Here is a 20541-nt window from a genome sequence, read left to right on the forward strand (position 1 = left end):
ATTATAATTGATGAATAAGTGTTGCTAATGTATGGGTTAATTCTTTACGATGGTATTTTGAGATTGCCTCTTCATTACTTTCGGTATCATTAGAAGCTTTATAATTTTCAAATAATGTTATTAAAACCTTCTCTAATGATTCTTCCTGATCATAATCTAAATAATAACCGCTTTTAGTCGAGGTAATAATCTCTCCCACATCTGCATTTTTGGGACCTATTCCCAAAATAGGACGTTTCGCCGCAAGGTATTCAAAAACTTTCCCTGGGATGATTCCTTTCGTAATTTCGGCATTAATTTCAATAAGCAATAAAACTGCGGCTTGTTGTTGTAATTTGATAGCCTCTTGATGTGAGACATATCCAACAAGTGTGAGGTATTTTTCTAGTCCGTGATTTTTAATAGTATCTATTACTTCTTGACTTACTTTTCCAACAAGTTTTAAACTAAAATGTGCTGCAAACGGATCATGTTCTTTCACCAGTTTTGCGAATACTTTCCAGAGTATTATTGGGTTTCTATCTGACAATAATGAACCGATATGGGATACTGTAAACTTCTCATCGCTGTCTACTGCTTCCGTATGTGAAGTATCAAAACCATTGGTGATCACGGTAATAGGTTGTTGAGTAATTGCACGAAACTCTTTCTTTGTGGTTGGACTTGTGACAATTACATGATCGGCTGTTTCTAAAACATTGCGTTCTAAGTTCTTATGCTTCCGCTTTGTTTTAGCGGTCATCTTTAGTTTATCATGGTAGCCTATTGTTGTCCAAGGATCTCTAAAATCGGTGATCCATTGTAATTTTCTAGAGCTTTCTGCGGTAATTTTCGCTTTAAGCTGTAAACCAATTAAATGCATACTATGAGGTGGTCCCGTTGTTATAACTGTATTAATAGCGTGCTCCTTCATATAGTTTTCAAGAAATGTAACCGAAGGTTGTACCCAACCTACACGCGCATCGGGCACAAAAAAATTACCCCGTATATATAGTAACAATCGTTGTATAAGAGATTGTTTGGTGTTCTTAGGTACAATACCTGCACTAATGGTTTGGGTTTGCTTTCGCGAAAGCATACTCGCAAAGCGGTACGGTTCTTTGATAGGACGTTTAATAATCGTTACCGAATCAGGTACCTCATCAAGCATCGAAGTATCTACGATGGGATAATTTGGATTTTCTGGTGTGTAGACGATAGGTTCTATATCAAAATCAGATAAGTACTTTACAAATTTAAGCCATCGTTGTACACCAGGTCCTCCAGCAGGAGGCCAGTAATAACAAATGATAAGTACTTTTTTTGACATGACTATTTATGCTTCGTCTTCAGTCACATCCTGATCCCTCTTTCTAAAACTCATATAGAAACCTCCAAAAACAATAAGTAACAATATGATAGAACTTGATAGGGTAATCATGCTTCCTTTTTTAACCACTGGAGGATCAAATGTAAATTGAATATCATGTGTTCCCTTAGGTACTTTAAGACCTCGTAACATATAATTAGTTTCTACGATAGGTGTTTCTTGTCCATCTATTGTAGCCACCCAACCATTCTTATAAAAGGCTTCAGAAAAAACGGCAAATCCATCTTGACTGTTGGTTGCTTTATAAGACATCGCATTGGGAGATGCTTTGATTAATTCGATAGTTGAAAGACTATCTTTTTTAGGTGTATAACTCCCTAACGCATCTTGGTATGCATTTCTTATAACTGCTGTTTTCTTTGTGTCTATCTCATCTAATGCATCATATACCTCATTGTAATCAGGTACTAATTGAAGTTCTTCTACAAACCACGCAGGACCATTTACATATGGGTTACGTTGTGCATACATATTGCCCTCATTTTCCTGAATAATATACTTTACATTCAGCATATTTAATACGCCTATTTTACCCGTAATGATTTTTTCATACATATCTTCCATACGCTGAGGACGCACGGCAGAATAACCATTCAAAGAATTAAAGAAGTAGGATGTATGTGAGTTATTAAATCCTCTAAATTGATCTAGTACTCTAAAATACCCATCGTCTTTTAAAATAGTTTCGTCGGCAGGTGTTGGCACAAAGTATTCTCTATATTCTCTTTCTGAAATAAAGTTTTCTTCATTTACACTTCGTCTATCTACCGCTACGAGATCCAAAACCACAAAAAGTCCAATGAGAACAATAGCGATATTTTCTGATAGTTTCTTTTTAAAGGTAAGCCACAATACACCGGCAACACCCAATATAAATAGAAACGAACGCAGACTATCACTTTTTAAAGCATTAAGACGATCTTCTTTAATTGCATTTAAAATAGGTGCTTGTTCTCCTACAGCCATTCCCGCTTCTCTAGACGAACGTAAATCAAACAAACTACCTCCAAATAGATAAAACAGTAAACATAAGCCTCCTAAAATTCCAGAAGTGATGTATAATTTTTTAAGGCGTTCTTTTTGATTTTCTTTATCATTAAAGAATCTATATAAACCAAAAACAGCGGCAATTGGAACAAGTAATTCCAAAATCGCTTGGATACTTGATACAGCTCTAAACTTATTATAAAACGGAACAAAATCTATAAAGAAACGCGTAAGTCCTTCAAAATTCTTTCCCCAACTAAGCATTAAAGAAAGTACCATCCCTCCTACTAGCCACCATCGCAAGCGACCTTTTACCAGCAATAAGCCTAGTAATGCCATAAAAACAACGGTAATTCCTAGATAAGGCGGTGCTTCTACAAAAGGTTGTTCTCCCCAATATAACGGAACTCCAGAGTAGTATTTTGCCTCTGTAGGGGAAGCCCCTAATTCTATATATTTATTATAAAGTGCCGATTCATTTCCTAAATCTGATGCCCTACCCGCTCCAAATAGTTTAGGTACTAATAAGTTGAGGGATTCCATCTTCCCATAACTATATTCGGTGATATAGTCATATGACAAACCATCACTTTTATCACCTCCAAGTGTATTTTTAGGTTGTAGTAATTTCTCTCCTCGTATACTCGTTTTTGCATATTCTACTGTAGAAAGTAAAGTCGTAGCATTAGTCGCCAGTCCTAATAACACAGCAGCTATTAATACACCTACGGACTTAAAGAAATGAGGAATCTCTTTTTTCTTATAAGCATCTACCAGATAAGCAATCCCCATAATAACAACAGCAAGTCCTAGATAATAGGTCATCTGATAATGATTTGCTTGTACCTCTAGCCCCATCGCAAGAGCTGTAAGTATAAAACCCCATAGGTATCGCTTTTGAAAGGTGAGTATAATACCCGACAAGACCAATGGAAAGTAAGCAATCGCATGCGCTTTTGAATTATGCCCTACCCCAATAATAATAATCAGATAGGTAGAAAGTCCAAATGCCAAAGCCCCAATCACAGCATATTTCCAAGGGACACGCATCACCAACATTAATATATAGAAACTCAAGAAGTATAAAAACAAATAATCGGCTGGACGTGGTAAAAACCGAATAAGTTTATCCAATTTATCCATATAATCATGTGGAAACTTAGCACCCATTTGATACGTGGGCATTCCTCCATACGCACTATTAGTCCAGTAGGTTTCTTCTCCCGTTTGTAATCTGTGATCATTCTGTTGTTTTGCCATACCCTCGTATAGCTTGATATCATTCTGGTAAATCATTTTACCCGATAATACAGGATTGAAATACAGCAATGAAATCACTATAAATCCAAAAACAACAAAAAGATGTGGTAAGAAACGCTTGAATTGAAAATTCATATAAGTGGCTTAAAGTATACAAACAAAAATAACAGAAAAAAGAAGAAGATACACTACGGTATGCTACTACATTCTCAAATGCTATTGATAATTAATAGTCCATTCAAAATCTAATACATCGCTCAAGCTATTAAGACTTGTATCAGATATAGTTTTAAACATAAATTTAATTAAAACGAATCTGAAAAATAATATCAATCCAAATCCCATTACATAAAAAGCAGGAGGAAAATTTTTAGCACCTAGCAAAAGAGGTAGCAATATTGCTATACTAAAGACAAAAAGAAAAATACTTATTAATAATTTTAAGGGTTTATAAATTTCAACTTTCACATACCCCTTTCCATCTTGTATATCTCCTTTCATTACGCATAAAGGTCGCTTACTAACTGCAGAAGAAATTAATTGAAACTGATTTCCCGTAATGATTCCTATAAAAGATTTATCTGTATGTTGAGAGGTTAAATTTTCAGATCTTTCGGTTTTACGCTGTAAACGTTCTAACGATTCTATTTGTTTTCCATGTAATTTAAACGTGCGCTCTTTAGTGGGAAAAAATGTCATTCTAGTAGAATCTCTAATCAATAATGGTGAAGGATGTAGGGTACGCTTTCGCGAAAGCGTATAAAGAATTAATCAATCTCTTCGAAATCAATATATTCTCCTACTACTTTTTTAGATTTTTTTTCAACAGGCTGTGGTTCAGGAGTTGCTTGCTCTTGATAACCTCCAAAGCCCTTAAAAGCAGTCTCCATTTTTTGTCCTGCTTTCATCGCAATGTAGCGCATAAGATACGGTAATAGTAGTTTTGCTAAAAAACGTAGTACCACATATACCAAGACGATGATTAAAACCGTTTTAAAAAAACCATCTAGTGCTGAAAGTAAAAGCATTGTTTGAAATTTTAGTTTAAAAACTGCTCAAAGAAAGCCTAATAAGTCATCTATCAAGAAACTGATTTTTGAATTTTAGGGCAAACCATAGAGCATTAAATCTCGATTATCGAGTAAAATTAGGGAATATGATTAATAACAACTCCCTAATAAAGCATAAAAAAATGATAAATTCTTATATATTTGAACGCTAACTCCAATCAACATGTGCAAACCTATTCATAGACTACTCCCATTTTTATGCCTCATCGCAAGCATAACAATGTATGGTCAATATACTGAGACGATTAACTCAAACCGTCCTGGGGAATCTCAAGGGGCATTTTCTGTAGGAACTCAGGTCTTACAAGTTGAAACTGGACTTGATTTAGGAAATGATACGCATAGCCTTCTAAATACAGATATAGATATCACTGGTTTTAATTTAGATTTGAGATATGGTTTCTGGAAAGAAGCTTTAGAAATAAGTTCTTTTTTTAGATATCAATCCAATAATATTGCATTTACTACTGGAAGTTCTGATCCCCGAAGAGTGAGTGGGATAGAAAATTTACAGTTAGGTGCCAAATATCTTATTTATGATCCCTATAAAAAAGGAGAAGATGAACCTAATTTGTATTCATATCATGCCAATTTTAAATTTAAATGGAAAACATTAATTCCTGCTATTTCTGTATATGCAGGGGGTGTTTTTGACTTTACAAATGATTTGGATACACGACGTCCAGATGGTATAAGTCCTAATATTGCGATTATTACTCAAAATAATTGGGGTCGTTGGGTATGGGTAAATAATATTATCGCAGATCGAGTTACGAGTGAGTTTCCGGGATACTCTTGGATTACAACTATGACACATTCATTCAATCCTAAAATAGCAGCCTTTTTTGAGTATCAATTGATTACAGGAGATTTGTATGCTGATAATTTAATACGAGGTGGTGGTGCTTATTTAATTACTAAAAACTTACAAGTAGATATAAGTGGATTAATTAATTTTAAAGACACGCCTTCTCGATGGAATATTGCTACGGGACTTTCTTGGCGATTGGATTTACATAAAAAAGATGAACGCATAGAAGATACTAGTGGAGATGAAGACGAAGATGGAAAGAAAAAGAAAAAATCGGCTTCTCAGCGACAAGCAGAGAAGATAAATAAGAAGAATAAGAAAAAAAGAAGAGATAGCGTTGACCCAGATGGTGGAGACGATGGTGATAATTTATAAACAGACGTATTTGACTACATGATTACCCTTAAAGAAATGAAAACCTCTGCGGAACTTAAACAGTTTGTTAAGTACCCGTTTTTATTATATAAGAATGAACCTAATTGGGTACCCCCTATCATTGCTGATGAATTAGATAGCATGGATCCAACAAAAAATCCTGTTTTTAAAAACGCAGAAGCACGGTACTTTATAGCCTATAAAGATAATGCTCCTGTAGGACGTATCTGTACTATTATAAATCATATAGAGGTTAAAGAGCAAGGAAAACCAAAGATGCGTTTTGGGTGGTTTGATGTGATAGATGATATCGAAGTAACCAAAATATTACTAGACAAAGTACGTGAGATAGGAAAAGCGCATCAACTTGAATATATGGAAGGGCCTGTAGGTTTTTCTAATATGGAGAAAGCTGGTCTTCTTGTAGAAGGATATGAATACCTAAATACCATGATCACATGGTACAATCACGCATATTATAAAGATCATTTTGAACAATTAGGATTTGAAAAAGCAGCAGAATGGGTAGAGTTTAAAATAAAGATTGACCCGCCTGATAAGCAAAATCCTAAAGTCAAAAAATTTGCTGATATCATCGCAAAGCGATATGATCTTACACCTTTACAGTTTAAAACTTCTAATGAAATTAAACCGTATGTAGATGAGATGTTTGGTTTATTAAATAAAACCTATGACAAGCTATCTACCTTTGTACCTATTCAACAATATCAAATAGATCACTACAAAGAAAAATATCTAAAATACGTACATCCAGATTTTATAAAATGTGTTCAAGATAAAGACGGAAATTTAGTTGCCTTTGCTATTACAATGCCTTCTTTTTCTAAAGCACTTAAAAAAGCAAACGGAAAACTGTTTCCTTTTGGTTTTTATCACTTATTAAAAGCTAAAAATAAAACAAGTACTGCAGCATTTTATCTTATAGGAATTGATCCCGAATATCAAAATAAAGGAGTAACTGCTGTGATTTTTCAAATGATGCAAGATCTATTTAATAATAGAGGGATTACTGACGTAGAAACCAATCCGGAATTAGAAGAAAACAAAGCGATACAACAGCTCTGGAAAAATTATGAGCATGAGTTGCATAAACGTAGAAGAACCTACAGAAAGGATCTCTAACTACCTTATTCTAAAATTTCAATCTCTACCCTCCTATCATATTTACTTCCTTTTCCTAAAGGTTCTAGATATGCTCTCCCTTCATATGTCAATCTATCGTTAGAAATTCCTCTTTGTATTAGATAATCATAGATAGCCTTAGCTCTATCTTTAGAAAGGGTAAATGTATTTGTTATATTATTTAATCCATCATCACTAGAGGGTGTCTCTCCATGACAACATATATGTCCAATGAGATGAATACGTATATTTTTATGTGTATTCAAATAGGTATGTAACTCCTGAAGTGCAACCGTACTTTCTGGTAAAATACGATCAGTACCGCCTACAAAGAGAATTCCTTTTAATACAGCTTTATCTCCAACCTCTAAAGCAGAAAGATCGTTAATAGTTACATCCTTAGTTACCTCTTTAGTACTAACCTCTTCTACTACATCTATATATGAAAATATAATATCTACTCGCCTATTTTGTGCAGAAGTGCTTTCTAACTCCCCAAAACCCTGAGTTTTCACTATAGTCTCTTCATCAAATAAGGAAGCAACCTTCATTGCTCGTTTTTTTGATAAGTTTAAATTATATCTATCGGTTCCATATGCATTTGCATATCCTTCTATACGTATCATTACAGAATCCGATACGGCAATCACCTGCTTTATACTATCAATCTTTTTATAATGCGTATCAGTAAGTTCATACATATCATTTTCATAATACAAACGTACTTTATGTTCCGTTTGTGCTAACACAACAAAGGGGAAACACAAGCATATAAAATGAAGAAACCTCATAGAAATGATTTCTTTACAAACGAGATAATTACAGACATAGTATATGTAATAAGCCTTTAAAAAATAAGTAAAACCAAAACTCTTTTATATCTTAGCTATCTAACCTATTAACATGAAAAACTGCTCTATTTATAGCTTTATTCTATGTCTATTTATCTTCACAACAGTAATAGCTCAGGAAAAGTTTTCATCTTTTGACGGAACTACAATTGCCTATGTAGATGAAGGAGAAGGAACACCTATTGTCTTAATACATGGATTTATAAATGATGCAAGCTCTTGGAATGGTACTGTTATAAAAAAACAATTACTGGACTTAGGATACCGAGTAATCATTCCTGATTTACGAGGAAATGGGTTATCTGAAAAACCGACTGATGAGAAAAGCTTTCAAGATAATGCTGAGATTAAAGATTTAAAAGCGTTATTAAATCATCTTCATATAGAGTCTACCATTGCATTGGGCTATTCTAGAGGTGCAATTGTTCTTGCAAAATGGCTTACAGAAGATCCACGTATAAGCAAAGCAATTATAGGAGGTATGGGATTAGATTTCTCAAATCCTGACTGGGATAAACGCATCATTTTTGAAAGAGCATTCTTAGGCTTAGACCCGTTAAACGAGATGACCGAAGGGGCTGTTACGTATGCAAAATCAAAAAATGCAGATCTAAAAATATTAGGATGGTCTCAACGTTACCAACCTGTTACATCAAAAAAAGAACTTTCAGAAATAAAGATTCCCACACTCATTATTGCAGGTGATCAAGATACCGATAACGGAAATCCAAAAGAGCTAGCGGAATTAATACCAAATGCAACCCTTATTATTATCCCAGGTGATCATAATACCACCTACAGAAAAGAACCATTTGCAACCGCTGTTATGCGTTTTTTAAAGAAATAAATCATTCTAAAAATAACTCGTGAAATATCATATACTCTTCTTCTTAATAGGTATCACTCAATTATCATTTGGTCAAGAAATCTATTATAATTTTCAAGATGAGGTGTATTCTGAAGTACGATTTCGCGAAAAGCTAAAAACTATTGAAACCCTATACGGAGAGCAAGGAAATTATAAATACACCACCGCTAGCTATAAAGTACGATCTACAAAAGTACAACAGGACTCCATTATTCAATATGTAGAAGTTGTACTCTCACAATCTAATACAGCGCCTTTAGATATTAATACAGGAGTGCAACGTTTTATTAATAAACCACTCCCCGATTTTGAATTGCAAAATCTAAAAAAACATCTCAAAAATAATAATGATTACATGGGCAAAGTTACTTTAATCAATTTATGGTTTACTTCTTGCCCACCGTGTATTACTGAAATTCCATACCTCAATTACCTGAAAGATTCCTATCAAGATGAAGTGAACTTTGTTGCAATTACGTTTGATACAAAAGACAAAGTAGATCGATTTTTAGAACGTAAACCATTTCATTTCGAACATTTAGTAGATGCCACGACATATCTTCATAAAGACCTCAACAATAATGCATTTCCCAAACTTATTTTAATAGATAAAAAGGGAACGGTACGTTTTGTAGAAAATGGTGTCATTTTAAGTAGTACAACTGCTTCTCAACCTGAGACTGCTGTTACAGGACTTAAAGAACAACTAGATTTCTTATTAAAAGAGCAGTAATGACACAGAAAAAAGCTGCAACATATAGTCCGTTAGAAGAGGCTTGGAATGTCTATACTCACGGAATAGGTTTTGTCTTAAGCTTAGTGGGGTTAGGTTTTATATGCTTTCGCGAAAGCGTAACTAATACCTATACCATCAGTGCTATAGTATTTGGACTTAGTTTATGCATACTGTATTTTGCTTCTACTATCTATCACAGTACAAAAACGCCTATTCGAAGAGCTAGATTGCAAATTTTTGACCATGCAGCTATTTATATATTAATTGCAGGTACCTACACACCGTTTACATTGGTCACATTAGAGGGAGAAACTGGGTTTATTATTTTTTGTATTACTTGGGGAATTGCTGTGTTTGGTGTACTTCTTAAACTCTTTTTTACAGGGCGTTTTGATATTTTATCGACTATTCTATATGTCGCTATGGGGTGGCTTATTGTTTTTGTATATACACCGCTTGTTACTAATTTACACCCAACGGGAGTGCAGTGGTTATTTGGTGGTGGTATTGCGTACACTGTTGGTGCAATATTGTATAGCATAAAAAAGATTCCGTTTAATCATGCAATCTTCCACATCTTTGTGCTTATAGGGAGTTTTTGTCACTTTATGTCTGTATACTTTTATGTAGGTATCTAAAAAACAAAACCCTTCACAAATAGTAAAGGGTTTTATAAAACATTCTCTAATCTATTATTTTTTCATAATACGTTTTACAACTTGTCGCTCTCCAGACTGGATGTGTGCAAAATAAATACCACTTGCCATTTCAGATAAATCAATGGTTATATCTTGAGTAGTTATATCTATAGTATAATTTGCAACACGTCTACCTTCTATAGTGTATAGTATTACTGTTGTTTCTTGTGTAAATGATGAAGAACTAATATGCACTATATCTTGTGTAGGATTAGGATACAATTGCAAGTCTACAAAAACATCTTCTGCAATTGATAAGGCTACATCTGGGTCAAGAAAATCAGGTAAATCGTTATTATTTAAATCATCATCAAGTGGAGATCCATTATTGTTATAATCTTCATTTATGGTAGGTATGGTATCGCCATCATCGTCATCATCTAGATAATTTTCAATAAGGTCTCCATCGGTATCTATAAAATCTTGAGGAGCAGCACCAGCACCTATTCCTTCTATTTCGATGCTTGTATCTACAGAATCTCCATCATCATCTACATCTAAATAATTAGGAATGGTATCTCCATCGGTATCCTCATCTTCCAGATCACCATTTTCATTAAGGTCTTCATCAATATCTGGTATACCATCTCCATCAGAATCGCTAAAGCCTGATGTTAGACTCAATAAAAAATCACCTATTGCAAAACATCCATTAGTCACATTTTCTAATCGTACAAAAATAAGCTGAGGGTTTTGTATGTTAGTATATGCTGTAGGATTTGCTATAGGATTTGTATTATTTAGTGCACTTTCAAGAGTAATATGATACGTAAGTATTAAACCTGTAGGGTCTTGTGCTCCTATAATTTGTGCTTCATTTACTGTAAGATTAAAAATCTCAACACCGTCATTACCAACATCGTCTAATACAAGATCATTTATAGGGTCAATAATTATAGGAGAATCGTCTACAACTAGATTTAGAGGAGCTACATCAAAACATCCAGTATTTACATTTTCTGCGCGTGCATAGATCGTTTGTATAAAAGGAACTGTGTTTGTATATAGATCTGGTAAAGCTAGGATATCTGCAAAAGCATCTGTTTCTGTTTCGTGATATGTAACGATTAGGCTAGCATCTCCATTTGTAATTTCATCATCTTTAAGAGATAATGTAAATTCTGCAATTCCGTCATTTCCTTCATCGTCACAAATTATATAATCAGAAGGAGTTACAATAGTTGGAATTGGATTAAAATTAACATTGTATTCTTCAAGGATAGTTGTACTATCAAATATATATTCTATTCTATACAGTCCGCTTTCTGTCACTGTAAGAAAAGGTGTGGTTTCATCGGGTATGATCACATAATCATTTCCATCAAAAACTTCCCATTGATAATCCATCCCATCTGTCATTGTTGCTTGTATACTTACTTCGTCACCCTCACAAGATTCTGTTGGGCATGCTACTTCGCCATTTCCTCCAGTTTTAGTTACTCTAATAAAACCTTGAAGTTGCGTAAAATTTGTAATGAGTAGTACATAACGTTCACCTACTTGTGTAGAAGGAATAGATACATCTTCTGCTGCTGCGGCAGAAAAACTACAGTCTACTATATTGGTATTAGATAAGCTATCATAATCACATAAATCAGCGCCATCAGGAAAAGGGCCCCATACAATAAAATCTACATCAAGAGCGGTTCCTATAGGATTTCCGTCACTATTGAATTCTGTGTTTTGAACAATTGAGAACTCTAAACCTCCAGGTTCACTAACTTCAAGATATTGCCAAGTAGGAAACGGTAGAGATTGTAAGCATCCATAATCAGGCCCTACTTCGGCAAACATTTCGCAATCACTACTCCCATCAAAACAATTAGGAAAAAGGATCGTGTCATTTGTAAAACATAATGGTTGTATGTCTGCACATAATCCGTTTTGAGCAATGAATGTCTGTGATGTAAATAGAATAATACAAAAGAGTAAAAAAGAGTAGTGTTTTTTCATAATGATAGCTAGTTGATTTCTAATATATTAATAAAGTCTGTACTTTGTACAAATATCATATAGTATTGATATATCAATACTATAAAGAACACTAAATCAATAATTACTATGGTAATAAACGATAATATCTTACTATTTAATAACCTGATTACTTATGTTTTTTAATATCTATATATCTAAAGGAATCACACTACCTTTGCGATATGATAAGTCATCAAAAAAATCAGCAGCAAATATTAGCTAAATTGGGTATTGATACTCTTAATGAAATGCAAGAAGCGGCACAACTAGCCATTCATGCATCAAAAGAAGTGGTACTCCTCTCTCCTACTGGAACAGGAAAAACACTTGCTTTTTTATTACCTGTTATTGCTGAATTAGATCCTAGTATACACGAAGTTCAATTACTTGTAGTGGTTCCTTCTCGCGAACTCGCAATACAAATAGAACAAGTAGCTCGCAACATGGGGACTGGTTATAAAATACATGCAGCCTACGGTGGTCAATCTTTTAATACCGATAGACAAGCCATCAAACATAGACCTAGTATTCTTATTGGAACCCCTGGAAGACTTGCAGACCATTTACGTAGAGATACTTTTTCTACAGAATACCTCACGACCTTAGTACTTGATGAGTTTGATAAATCATTAGAAGTTGGTTTTGAAGGAGAGATGACAGAAATAATTAGCTATTTACCAAAGCTTTCAAAAAAAGTACTTACTTCTGCTACTCAAGGTCTTTCTATTCCTTCTTTTGTAGGATTAGAAAAACCTGTCACGGTAGATTATTTACATCAAGGAAGTTCTAAGCTAGAAATCAAAGCTATGATCTCGCCAGAGAAAGATAAGCTCGCTACACTTGAAAAAGCCTTACGCCATTTAGGGAACCAACCAGGGATCATTTTCTGTAATTTTAAAGATACGATTGCTCGTATAAGTGACTATCTTACAGAATACGGTATTGCACATGGGAGCTTTTATGGAGGCATGGAGCAACGTGATAGAGAATTATCATTACTCAAATTTAGAAATGGCACACATCAATTATTACTAGCAACAGATCTTGCCGCTCGTGGAATTGACATTCCAGATATTAAATTTATTATTCATTATCACCTACCTGTACGAGAAGAAGAGTTTACACATCGTAATGGTCGTACGGCTAGAATGCATAATGATGGAGTTGCTTATGTCTTACACTGGCGTAATGAGCGTTTGCCTGATTTTATGCCTACTATGGAGGAAGAATATTTACTAGATAAAGAAACTCCCACCTCCTCTATTTGGGACACTTTACACATAACAGGAGGGCGTAAAGACAAAATATCTAAAGGTGATATTGCAGGTCTTTTCTTTAAACAAGGAGGTATTACGAAAGAGCAATTAGGTATTATTGAACTCAAACAGCAAGACGCATTTATTGCTGTACATAAAACGGTAAGTAATCAACTTATTCAAAAGCTCAATAACACCCGTTTAAAGAAAGCCAAAGTAAGAGTGAAATTAGCTTAGTTTTTTCCTTTTATTCTTACCCCAGGCAAAAACCTTTACTCCTTTAGAATAATGTATTCTATGAGGCTCATTTTTTATGAATCTATTGAATTTTGGATAATCAAATTCAAATGTTTTTAGTTTCATATTTTGAATATCCCATTCTAAATGATGAATCTCAAATGCATTTATATAATCATTAGTATCCTGAAAAAGAGCATATCTTTCGGTGAGCCAATAATCTATAGGCTGTTTATCTTCCAACCTCTCTTCAATTGAAAAATCAATAGTTAACTGATCTTTAGAGGTGTTATTTCTCGCAGAATAATGCCCTTCTAATCTTTTCATTTTAGAATATCGATAGGGTAATTCAGAAATAGCTTTTGCTATTTTACAAGATAACTTAGTCCCACCTTCAATACTTAAAAAATAAACTCCCGATTTGCCTTGTGATTTCACATATGTTCTAATATTTATTTCATCAAAATTAGAGATGGGAGAAAATGAAGGGGTATACTTAGGTCTGATATTTTCCATAGTAAAAGCCACTACAGAAACCCAAGGTTTGCCTTCAAAAAGATCTATTTCAAGGTCCTTAGGAATATGTTTTTCTAATTCACTAAGTTCAACTTCCCAATGTAAAAATATTGCTCGGTTCCATTCTTGATAAAATTTCCAGCTTCCTTTGGGAATTTCCCAAGGTCTATGTGAGGTCGAGTTTATTATTTCTTTAGACTTCACAAAAGAGTACTATTCAGGTTTTTTATCCTTCTTAGGTGGCATAGGCCCTCGTAAATGAATAATCAATCCGTTTAAGAAATTACGTAAAAACTGATCGCCACATTCCATATATTTTGGATGATCTTCTTTACGGAAGATAGCACCTAGTTCACTTTTGGTCACTTTAAAATCAACAAGACTACATATTTTAACGATATCATCATCACGTAATTTATGAGCTACACGTAGTTTTTTAAAGATATCATTATTGGTAAGTGCCATAGTATACATTTAGAATGGCAAAGTACGGGAATTTAATGCAAAGTGGGAGATAGAAAGTACTCCTTAATTGTACCTATCTGTATATTTTTTCGCGAAAGCGAACAGCTAACAATTAATTCTCTTAATTTTGCCATCTATGGAAGAACAGAAGACCACACGTATTAATAAGTATCTAAGCGAGGTAGGATACTGCTCCAGAAGAGCAGCAGATAAGTTGATAGATCAAGGTCGTGTAACGATAAATGGTAAGGTACCAGAAATGGGAACTAAAATTGTTACAGGTGATGAGGTGCGTGTTGATGGAGAGTTAGTTTCTGCGCCTCAGGATGACTTTGTGTATTTAGCATTTCATAAACCTGTAGGCATAGTATGTACTACAGATACACGTGTGGAGAAAGATAATATCATAGAGTATATTAACTATCCTAAGCGTATTTTTCCTATAGGACGTCTAGACAAACCTAGTGAAGGGCTTATATTCTTAACCAATGATGGAGATATCGTTAACAAGATATTACGAGCGCGCAATAATCACGAAAAAGAATATGAAGTAACTGTAGACAAACCGATTACACCTTCTTTCATACAACAAATGAGTAATGGAGTTCCTATTTTGGATACCGTAACACGCAAGTGTAAAGTAGAACGTATAAGTCGTTTTAAATTTAAAATTATTTTGACCCAAGGACTCAATCGTCAAATTAGACGAATGTGTGAATATTTAAACTATGATGTGGTGCGCTTAAAGCGAAATCGTATTATGAATGTATCCCTAGATCTTCCAGTAGGGAAATGGAGAGATTTGACACCTTCAGAACTAGCCGAGATCAATAGGTTAGTAGAAAGCTCGACCAAAACACATCAACCATAACAAACTATCAGGTAGTTATTTATAGTAAAAAGTTTAGCGACAACTATGTTCGTATATCCTAAAGTTATTTGATTACGTTATATTTAGCTTAACTATAACCATCAGATATGATTATTTACGGAACAAAACCCGTTCACTTAAAAACTATTGAAAACAAAATTGTAAAATGCGGTAATTGTGATAGACAAGGCTATATGGCCTTTCATTACTCTAGTAGTCATTTTCATGTGTTTTGGATTCCTATGTTTCCATATATACGCAAAGGAGGATCTAGCTGTACAAATTGTGGAGAAGAATTAAAGCCTAAACACATGCCCGAGCATGTAAAAAGGGCATATAAAGAAACCAAAAAAAGTGTAAAACTTCCCATTTGGCAATTTTCTGGACTTGCGCTTATTGCGTTAATTATTGCATATTCTGTTTATGCAAGCGGAAAAACAAGTGACCAAAAAGAAGCATACATTGCAAGTCCAAGAGCGGGTGATGTGTATTCATACGAAACCGAAACTGGATATTCTACCCTTAAAGTAGCCGAAGTGACAAGCGATAGTCTTTATGTCATTCCTAACGAATATGAAGTAGATGGTGTTATGGGTGTTTATAAACTCGATAAACCTGAAAACTATGCCGATTTTATGTACGGTATTTCAAGAGATGAAATAGAACGTATGCATAGAGATAGTGAGATTTATTCTATAAAACGGGAGGATGATTAATCTACATTGATTGAATCTTTAAAGCCAGAATATCTTATAATATAATAAAGAGAGGAAACTACTATTTCAACTCAAAACTAGCGGAGATACTCACGATAATAGATAGTTCGCCAGGTGCAATAGTTTCACCGCCATCAGAAGAGGCTTCCATGGCAAAATTAGCACTTCGTAATTGTGGTCGAGGCACACTAGCAGAGGCTTCACTTATCTGTACAGCTTTTCCTATAGACTGTCCAATAGCTGTGGCATAGGTTTCTGCGCGTTGTTTGGCATCGAGTATTGCTTTTACACGAGCTTCTGCTTTTAATGATGTTGCTTTTGAGGACTTAAATTGAACACCATCTATGCGATTAATCCCTGAATTTAATAATCCAGAAATAATAGTTTCATATTGTGTAATATCTTTCAGAAGTACGGTAAGTGATTGATTTGCTTTGTAAGAATATGTCTTTGTATTATAATCGAAATTCTTATTTAAATTGATATACTCCGTTTGTACATCTTCATCTTTCACTCCTTCTGAACGCAAAAATTTGATCACAGCGTTGATAGAAGTGTCGTTTTCATTTTTTACAGCCACTGCATCTTTGCCTTCACTCTCTACACGTACTTTAATAGCTACCTGGTCAGGAGTAACTTTAACAATTCCTTTTCCAGTTACATGAACAAGAGGTTCTGTGGTAGATGTTTGTGCTGTAAGACTCATAGTACATAATAGTATAAAAAGACGTAATAAATTCATAACTAAATAAGTGTAGTTAAATTTTACCTAATTTAATCATTACAAATAAGATAACAATAGGAATGGCTAGTAAAACAACCATAAGTGTACTGGTTTGTAATAAAGTAGGTACCATAAATAAAGTGATCAGATAACCTCCAACAGCGCCTCCAAAATGGGCGTCATGACCAATATTATCATTTTGAGCTCTCATCCCATAAATAGAATATAAAAGATATCCTATACCAAAAACATATGCTGGCATAGGAATCACAAAAAAGAGTCCCAACATCATATCAGGCTTTAACAAAATAGCCGCATATAATATACCTGAAACAGCACCACTCGCTCCCAATGCCGAATAATGATATTCATCTTTATGAAAGTAATAAGACAGTAAGTTACCTATGATTAAACTTCCTACATAAACAACAACAAATTGAAAAACTCCCAGCTTACCTATTACTGTATTTGCAAAGAAATATAGTGTAAGCATATTTACAAAAAGGTGTTGAGGATTTGCATGTAGAAAAGCTGAACTAATCATACGTACTTGTTCTCCTCTTCGTATAGCTCCTATTTGGAATAAGTACTTACTTTTAAAACTATAATCATTAAAACCCTTCATAGAGAAGAGTACATTAATAGCAATAATAGCTATTGTTACAGGATGTAAATCCGCCATAATTTATTCTTATTACGTAGTAAAGATACCTATATTTGCGCTATCTTATATAACTATTTTTCTAAATGCAAGCGATCGCTTTTTGGTTAATATACCCATTACTTTGGGGGTTATCAAAATTACCATTCAAAGTATTATACTTTATTTCTGATATGGTATATATTCTAATATACCATATTATAGGATATCGAAAAAAAACGGTTCGTTACAATCTTATAACGGCATTTCCAGAAAAATCATCTCAAGAATTAAAGCAAATAGAAAAAAAATTCTATCATCATCTATGCGATTTATTTATAGAGATGATTAAAACACTCAGTATCAAAAAAGAGCAACTTACCGCTAGAATGACATATACCAATATTGAAGTTGTTCAAGGCTATGAAGCTCAAGGTAAGAGCGGTATTGTAATACTAGGGCATTATGCCAGTTATGAATGGTCATTTGCTATACAATTGTATATGAAAAATACTGGGCATGGCATTTACAAGAAAATTAAAAACGCACATTTTGATGGTTTAGTACGTCGCATCCGAGGACGGTGGAATACAGAACTCATTGCCAATAAATTTGCCGCAAAACGAATGAAAAAAAATCAAGAGCTAGGCATGACTAGCATGTATGGTTTTGTAGCAGATCAATCTCCAAGATTAGGAAAATCTCATTACTGGACAAGCTTTTTAGGTCATGAGTTGCCTTTTTTTACAGGTGTTGAACGCATTTCAAAAGAACTTGATCTTCCTATTGTCTTCCTCAAAGTGAAGAAGACAAAACGAGGACATTACGAAGGTACTTTTATTGAACTAGCAAAAAATCCCAAAGAATTTCCAGATTATAAAATTACGGATGCTTTTGCAAAAACATTAGAAGACCAAATACGAGAGGCGCCACAGTATTATTTATGGACGCATAAACGTTTTAAACTTCTCGGAAAAAAACAAGAGTCAGCAGGAAAAGACAAAACTACTTAGGGATTTGTAGTCAATTTAAAAATAAGAGGTGGATTTCTTTTTGCACCTTTCTCCTCAGAAGTAGCATCTTTAATATCAAAAACTTGAATCTGTGTTCCTTTTTTTGAAGATTTTAAATGCTCTAGCGCCTCTTCATTAAGGGTATTACCTTGTACAGAAACGGTAGGATATCCTGGGAATTTTATTTTAAAACTGGTCGTTGCTGCATCTCCATCTTCATTAATAACCAAATTTGCTAGCGCTTCTTTAGAAACTTCTAAACGACTATCAACAGGTTTCTTTTTAGGTGATTGAGCATATGAGCTAGCAATTGTAAAACATGCAACTAAAAGAACTAATACTATTTTTTTAGCATTCATAATGAGATGGTTTTTAGTAAAATCAGATTGATTTCTGTAGTAAAAACCTATAAATCAATAAAATATTGTTTATTCATCAACTTTATATAAAAGAAAAACCCTTCTTAAAAATGAAGAAGGGTTTCTTATAAATAAATACTGCTAGTTTACAAACCAGCAACTTTTTTAATCTCTTGAATCATAGCATCTGCAACACGAGTTGCTTCTTCTTGAGTACCAGCTTCCGTATAGATACGAATAATAGGTTCTGTATTAGATTTACGAAGGTGTACCCAATGATGTTCAAAATCTATTTTCACACCATCTATTGTACTAATATCTTCATGAGCATAGGTAGTAGCCATCGTCTCTAATAGCCCATCTACATCTAATTCTGGAGTCAACTGGATTTTTTGCTTACTCATAAAATAAGGAGGATAACTCGCTTTAAGTTCGCTTACTGTTTTATTTCCTTTAGCAAGATGCGTTAAGAACAAGGCAGTTCCAACGAGACTATCACGTCCATAATGAGATGCAGGATAAATAATTCCTCCGTTTCCTTCTCCTCCGATCACGGCATTCGTGTCTTTCATTAATTGCACTACATTTACTTCTCCTACAGCACTTGCGTGATACGTACCACCGTGCTTACGTGTAATGTCTCTAAGCGCGCGAGAAGAAGATAAATTTGATACCGTATTCCCTTTTGTTTCGCTCAACACATAATCTGCACAAGCTACTAATGTATACTCCTCTCCAAACATTTCTCCTGTCTCATCTATAAAAGCAAGACGATCTACATCTGGATCGACAACAATTCCGAAATCAGCCTTTTCTTTTACGACTAAAGCGCAAATATCACCTAAATGTTCTTTAAGCGGTTCTGGATTATGAGGAAAATGACCGTTAGGCTCGCAATATAGTTCTACTGGAATCACACCTAATCTGTCTAATAATCTCGGAATCGCAATTCCTCCCGTCGAGTTTACACCATCTACGACTACTTTAAATTTAGCCGCTTTAATAGCATCTACATCAACCAATTCTAGATCAAGTACCTCATCTATATGTAAATCTATATAGGCATCATTTACAGTAATTTTTCCAAGATCATCTACTTCTGCAAATGTAAAGTCTTCATTTTCGGCATACCTTAAAATTTTCTCACCTTCTACTCCATTTAAAAACTCACCCTTACTATTAAGTAATTTAAGAGCATTCCATTGTTTCGGGTTATGAGAAGCCGTTAGAATGATTCCACCATCTGCATGTTCCATAGGGACTGCCACCTCTACAGTAGGCGTTGTAGAAAGTCCCAGATCAATCACATGGATTCCCATCCCTACTAATGTATTCATTACCAATTCTTGAATCATAGATCCAGAAATACGAGCATCGCGACCCACTACTACACGGTAGGTTTCTTTAGTACGATCATTTTTAAGCCATGCGCCATAAGCAGCTGCAAATTTCACAGCATCTATAGGTGTCAAGTTATCACCCGTAGTACCGCCTATGGTTCCTCGTATACCAGAAATGGATTTTATTAATGTCATAGATTAAGTTATTTGTTACGTTGTATATTCTTATGATAGGGGATTGCAAAAGTAAGAAAAGACAAAC

General features: G+C 34.3%; 21 protein-coding genes. 9 read left to right on the forward strand and 12 right to left on the reverse strand.

Translation table 11 applies throughout. The features are described from left to right. Position 1: 1 nt before the first annotated feature. The 4 genes from CHB80_RS23250 to CHB80_RS23265 all read right to left on the reverse strand — a co-directional run bounded on the left by CHB80_RS23250 (position 2) and on the right by CHB80_RS23265 (position 4644). Positions 2 to 1309, reverse strand: coding sequence for a glycosyltransferase family 4 protein (locus CHB80_RS23250; protein WP_089373924.1), 1308 nt, complete (start codon positions 1307 to 1309; stop codon positions 2 to 4). Between the two features lie 6 nt (positions 1310 to 1315). Beyond that, positions 1316 to 3751 carry a YfhO family protein gene (locus CHB80_RS23255; protein ID WP_089373925.1) on the reverse strand — a complete coding sequence of 812 codons (2436 nt, stop codon included), beginning with the start codon at positions 3749 to 3751 and terminating at the stop codon, positions 1316 to 1318. A gap of 81 nt (positions 3752 to 3832) precedes the next feature. After that, complete coding sequence (locus tag CHB80_RS23260) at positions 3833 to 4336, reverse strand: hypothetical protein (protein WP_089373926.1); 504 nt, start codon at positions 4334 to 4336, stop codon at positions 3833 to 3835. A 47-nt stretch (positions 4337 to 4383) separates the two neighbouring features. Continuing rightward, positions 4384 to 4644 carry a hypothetical protein gene (locus tag CHB80_RS23265; RefSeq protein ID WP_089373927.1) on the reverse strand — a complete coding sequence of 87 codons (261 nt, stop codon included), beginning with the start codon at positions 4642 to 4644 and terminating at the stop codon, positions 4384 to 4386. Between the two features lie 205 nt (positions 4645 to 4849). On the opposite strand from CHB80_RS23265, the gene CHB80_RS23270 reads away from it, so the two are divergent. Both CHB80_RS23270 and CHB80_RS23275 read left to right on the forward strand, forming a co-directional pair. Next, positions 4850 to 5872 carry a transporter gene (locus tag CHB80_RS23270; protein WP_089373928.1) on the forward strand — a complete coding sequence of 341 codons (1023 nt, stop codon included), beginning with the start codon at positions 4850 to 4852 and terminating at the stop codon, positions 5870 to 5872. Positions 5873 to 5890: 18 nt separating this feature from the next. Then, positions 5891 to 7015 (forward strand): GTP cyclohydrolase, encoded by a 1125-nt coding sequence (locus CHB80_RS23275; protein ID WP_089373929.1) that lies wholly within the window; start codon positions 5891 to 5893, stop codon positions 7013 to 7015. A 5-nt stretch (positions 7016 to 7020) separates the two neighbouring features. On the opposite strand, the gene CHB80_RS23280 is transcribed toward CHB80_RS23275, so the two are convergent. Continuing rightward, complete coding sequence (locus CHB80_RS23280) at positions 7021 to 7764, reverse strand: OmpA family protein (protein ID WP_179218259.1); 744 nt, start codon at positions 7762 to 7764, stop codon at positions 7021 to 7023. Positions 7765 to 7918: 154 nt separating this feature from the next. Here CHB80_RS23280 and CHB80_RS23285 point away from each other — a divergent pair, with 154 nt between their 5' ends. Genes CHB80_RS23285 through trhA form a run of 3 tightly spaced genes read left to right on the forward strand, consistent with a single transcriptional unit; the run spans position 7919 to position 10108 of the window. Further along, the gene (locus CHB80_RS23285; protein WP_089373931.1) at positions 7919 to 8713 is read left to right on the forward strand and encodes an alpha/beta fold hydrolase; all 795 of its coding nucleotides are present in this window, start codon (positions 7919 to 7921) and stop codon (positions 8711 to 8713) included. Between the two features lie 19 nt (positions 8714 to 8732). Further along, positions 8733 to 9467 (forward strand): TlpA family protein disulfide reductase, encoded by a 735-nt coding sequence (locus CHB80_RS23290; protein ID WP_089373932.1) that lies wholly within the window; start codon positions 8733 to 8735, stop codon positions 9465 to 9467. Further along, complete coding sequence (trhA, locus tag CHB80_RS23295; protein WP_089373933.1) at positions 9467 to 10108, forward strand: PAQR family membrane homeostasis protein TrhA; 642 nt, start codon at positions 9467 to 9469, stop codon at positions 10106 to 10108. The genes CHB80_RS23290 and trhA overlap by 1 nt, the downstream gene beginning before the upstream one ends. A 54-nt stretch (positions 10109 to 10162) precedes the next feature. Here trhA and CHB80_RS23300 read toward each other — a convergent pair whose 3' ends face one another. Continuing rightward, on the reverse strand, positions 10163 to 12121 hold the full coding sequence (locus tag CHB80_RS23300) for a T9SS type A sorting domain-containing protein (protein WP_089373934.1): 1959 nt from the start codon (positions 12119 to 12121) through the stop codon (positions 10163 to 10165). Between the two features lie 203 nt (positions 12122 to 12324). On the opposite strand from CHB80_RS23300, the gene CHB80_RS23305 reads away from it, so the two are divergent. After that, on the forward strand, positions 12325 to 13635 hold the full coding sequence (locus tag CHB80_RS23305; protein WP_089373935.1) for a DEAD/DEAH box helicase: 1311 nt from the start codon (positions 12325 to 12327) through the stop codon (positions 13633 to 13635). Here CHB80_RS23305 and CHB80_RS23310 read toward each other — a convergent pair. Then, complete coding sequence (locus CHB80_RS23310) at positions 13627 to 14355, reverse strand: YqjF family protein (protein ID WP_089373936.1); 729 nt, start codon at positions 14353 to 14355, stop codon at positions 13627 to 13629. The two genes, CHB80_RS23305 and CHB80_RS23310, sit on opposite strands and share 9 nt — an antisense overlap. Before the next feature lie 9 nt (positions 14356 to 14364). Beyond that, positions 14365 to 14616 carry a DUF1456 family protein gene (locus CHB80_RS23315; protein WP_089373937.1) on the reverse strand — a complete coding sequence of 84 codons (252 nt, stop codon included), beginning with the start codon at positions 14614 to 14616 and terminating at the stop codon, positions 14365 to 14367. 136 nt (positions 14617 to 14752) lie between these two features. On the opposite strand from CHB80_RS23315, the gene rluF reads away from it, so the two are divergent. Both rluF and CHB80_RS23325 read left to right on the forward strand, forming a co-directional pair. After that, positions 14753 to 15487 carry a 23S rRNA pseudouridine(2604) synthase RluF gene (gene rluF / locus CHB80_RS23320; protein ID WP_089373961.1) on the forward strand — a complete coding sequence of 245 codons (735 nt, stop codon included), beginning with the start codon at positions 14753 to 14755 and terminating at the stop codon, positions 15485 to 15487. A gap of 107 nt (positions 15488 to 15594) precedes the next feature. After that, positions 15595 to 16203, forward strand: a complete 609-nt coding sequence (locus CHB80_RS23325; RefSeq protein ID WP_089373938.1) for a hypothetical protein — start codon at positions 15595 to 15597, stop codon at positions 16201 to 16203. A gap of 61 nt (positions 16204 to 16264) precedes the next feature. Here CHB80_RS23325 and CHB80_RS23330 read toward each other — a convergent pair whose 3' ends face one another. Next, the gene (locus CHB80_RS23330; RefSeq protein ID WP_229746966.1) at positions 16265 to 16909 is read right to left on the reverse strand and encodes an SIMPL domain-containing protein; all 645 of its coding nucleotides are present in this window, start codon (positions 16907 to 16909) and stop codon (positions 16265 to 16267) included. 52 nt (positions 16910 to 16961) lie between these two features. Beyond that, on the reverse strand, positions 16962 to 17609 hold the full coding sequence (locus tag CHB80_RS23335) for a rhomboid family intramembrane serine protease (protein ID WP_089373940.1): 648 nt from the start codon (positions 17607 to 17609) through the stop codon (positions 16962 to 16964). Positions 17610 to 17674: 65 nt separating this feature from the next. Here CHB80_RS23335 and CHB80_RS23340 point away from each other — a divergent pair, with 65 nt between their 5' ends. Further along, positions 17675 to 18580, forward strand: a complete 906-nt coding sequence (locus CHB80_RS23340; protein ID WP_089373941.1) for a lysophospholipid acyltransferase family protein — start codon at positions 17675 to 17677, stop codon at positions 18578 to 18580. On the opposite strand, the gene CHB80_RS23345 is transcribed toward CHB80_RS23340, so the two are convergent. Together CHB80_RS23345 and glmM are read right to left on the reverse strand one after the other, a co-directional pair. Then, entirely contained in the window at positions 18577 to 18939 is a 363-nt protein-coding gene (locus CHB80_RS23345; protein ID WP_089373942.1) for a GldM family protein, read from the reverse strand. The two genes, CHB80_RS23340 and CHB80_RS23345, sit on opposite strands and share 4 nt — an antisense overlap. 146 nt (positions 18940 to 19085) lie before the next feature. Continuing rightward, complete coding sequence (glmM, locus tag CHB80_RS23350; RefSeq protein ID WP_089373943.1) at positions 19086 to 20474, reverse strand: phosphoglucosamine mutase; 1389 nt, start codon at positions 20472 to 20474, stop codon at positions 19086 to 19088. Positions 20475 to 20541 lie beyond the last annotated feature (67 nt).

This window comes from Dokdonia pacifica (genome assembly GCF_900188275.1).
Taxonomy (GTDB): Bacteria; Bacteroidota; Bacteroidia; order Flavobacteriales; family Flavobacteriaceae; genus Dokdonia; species Dokdonia pacifica.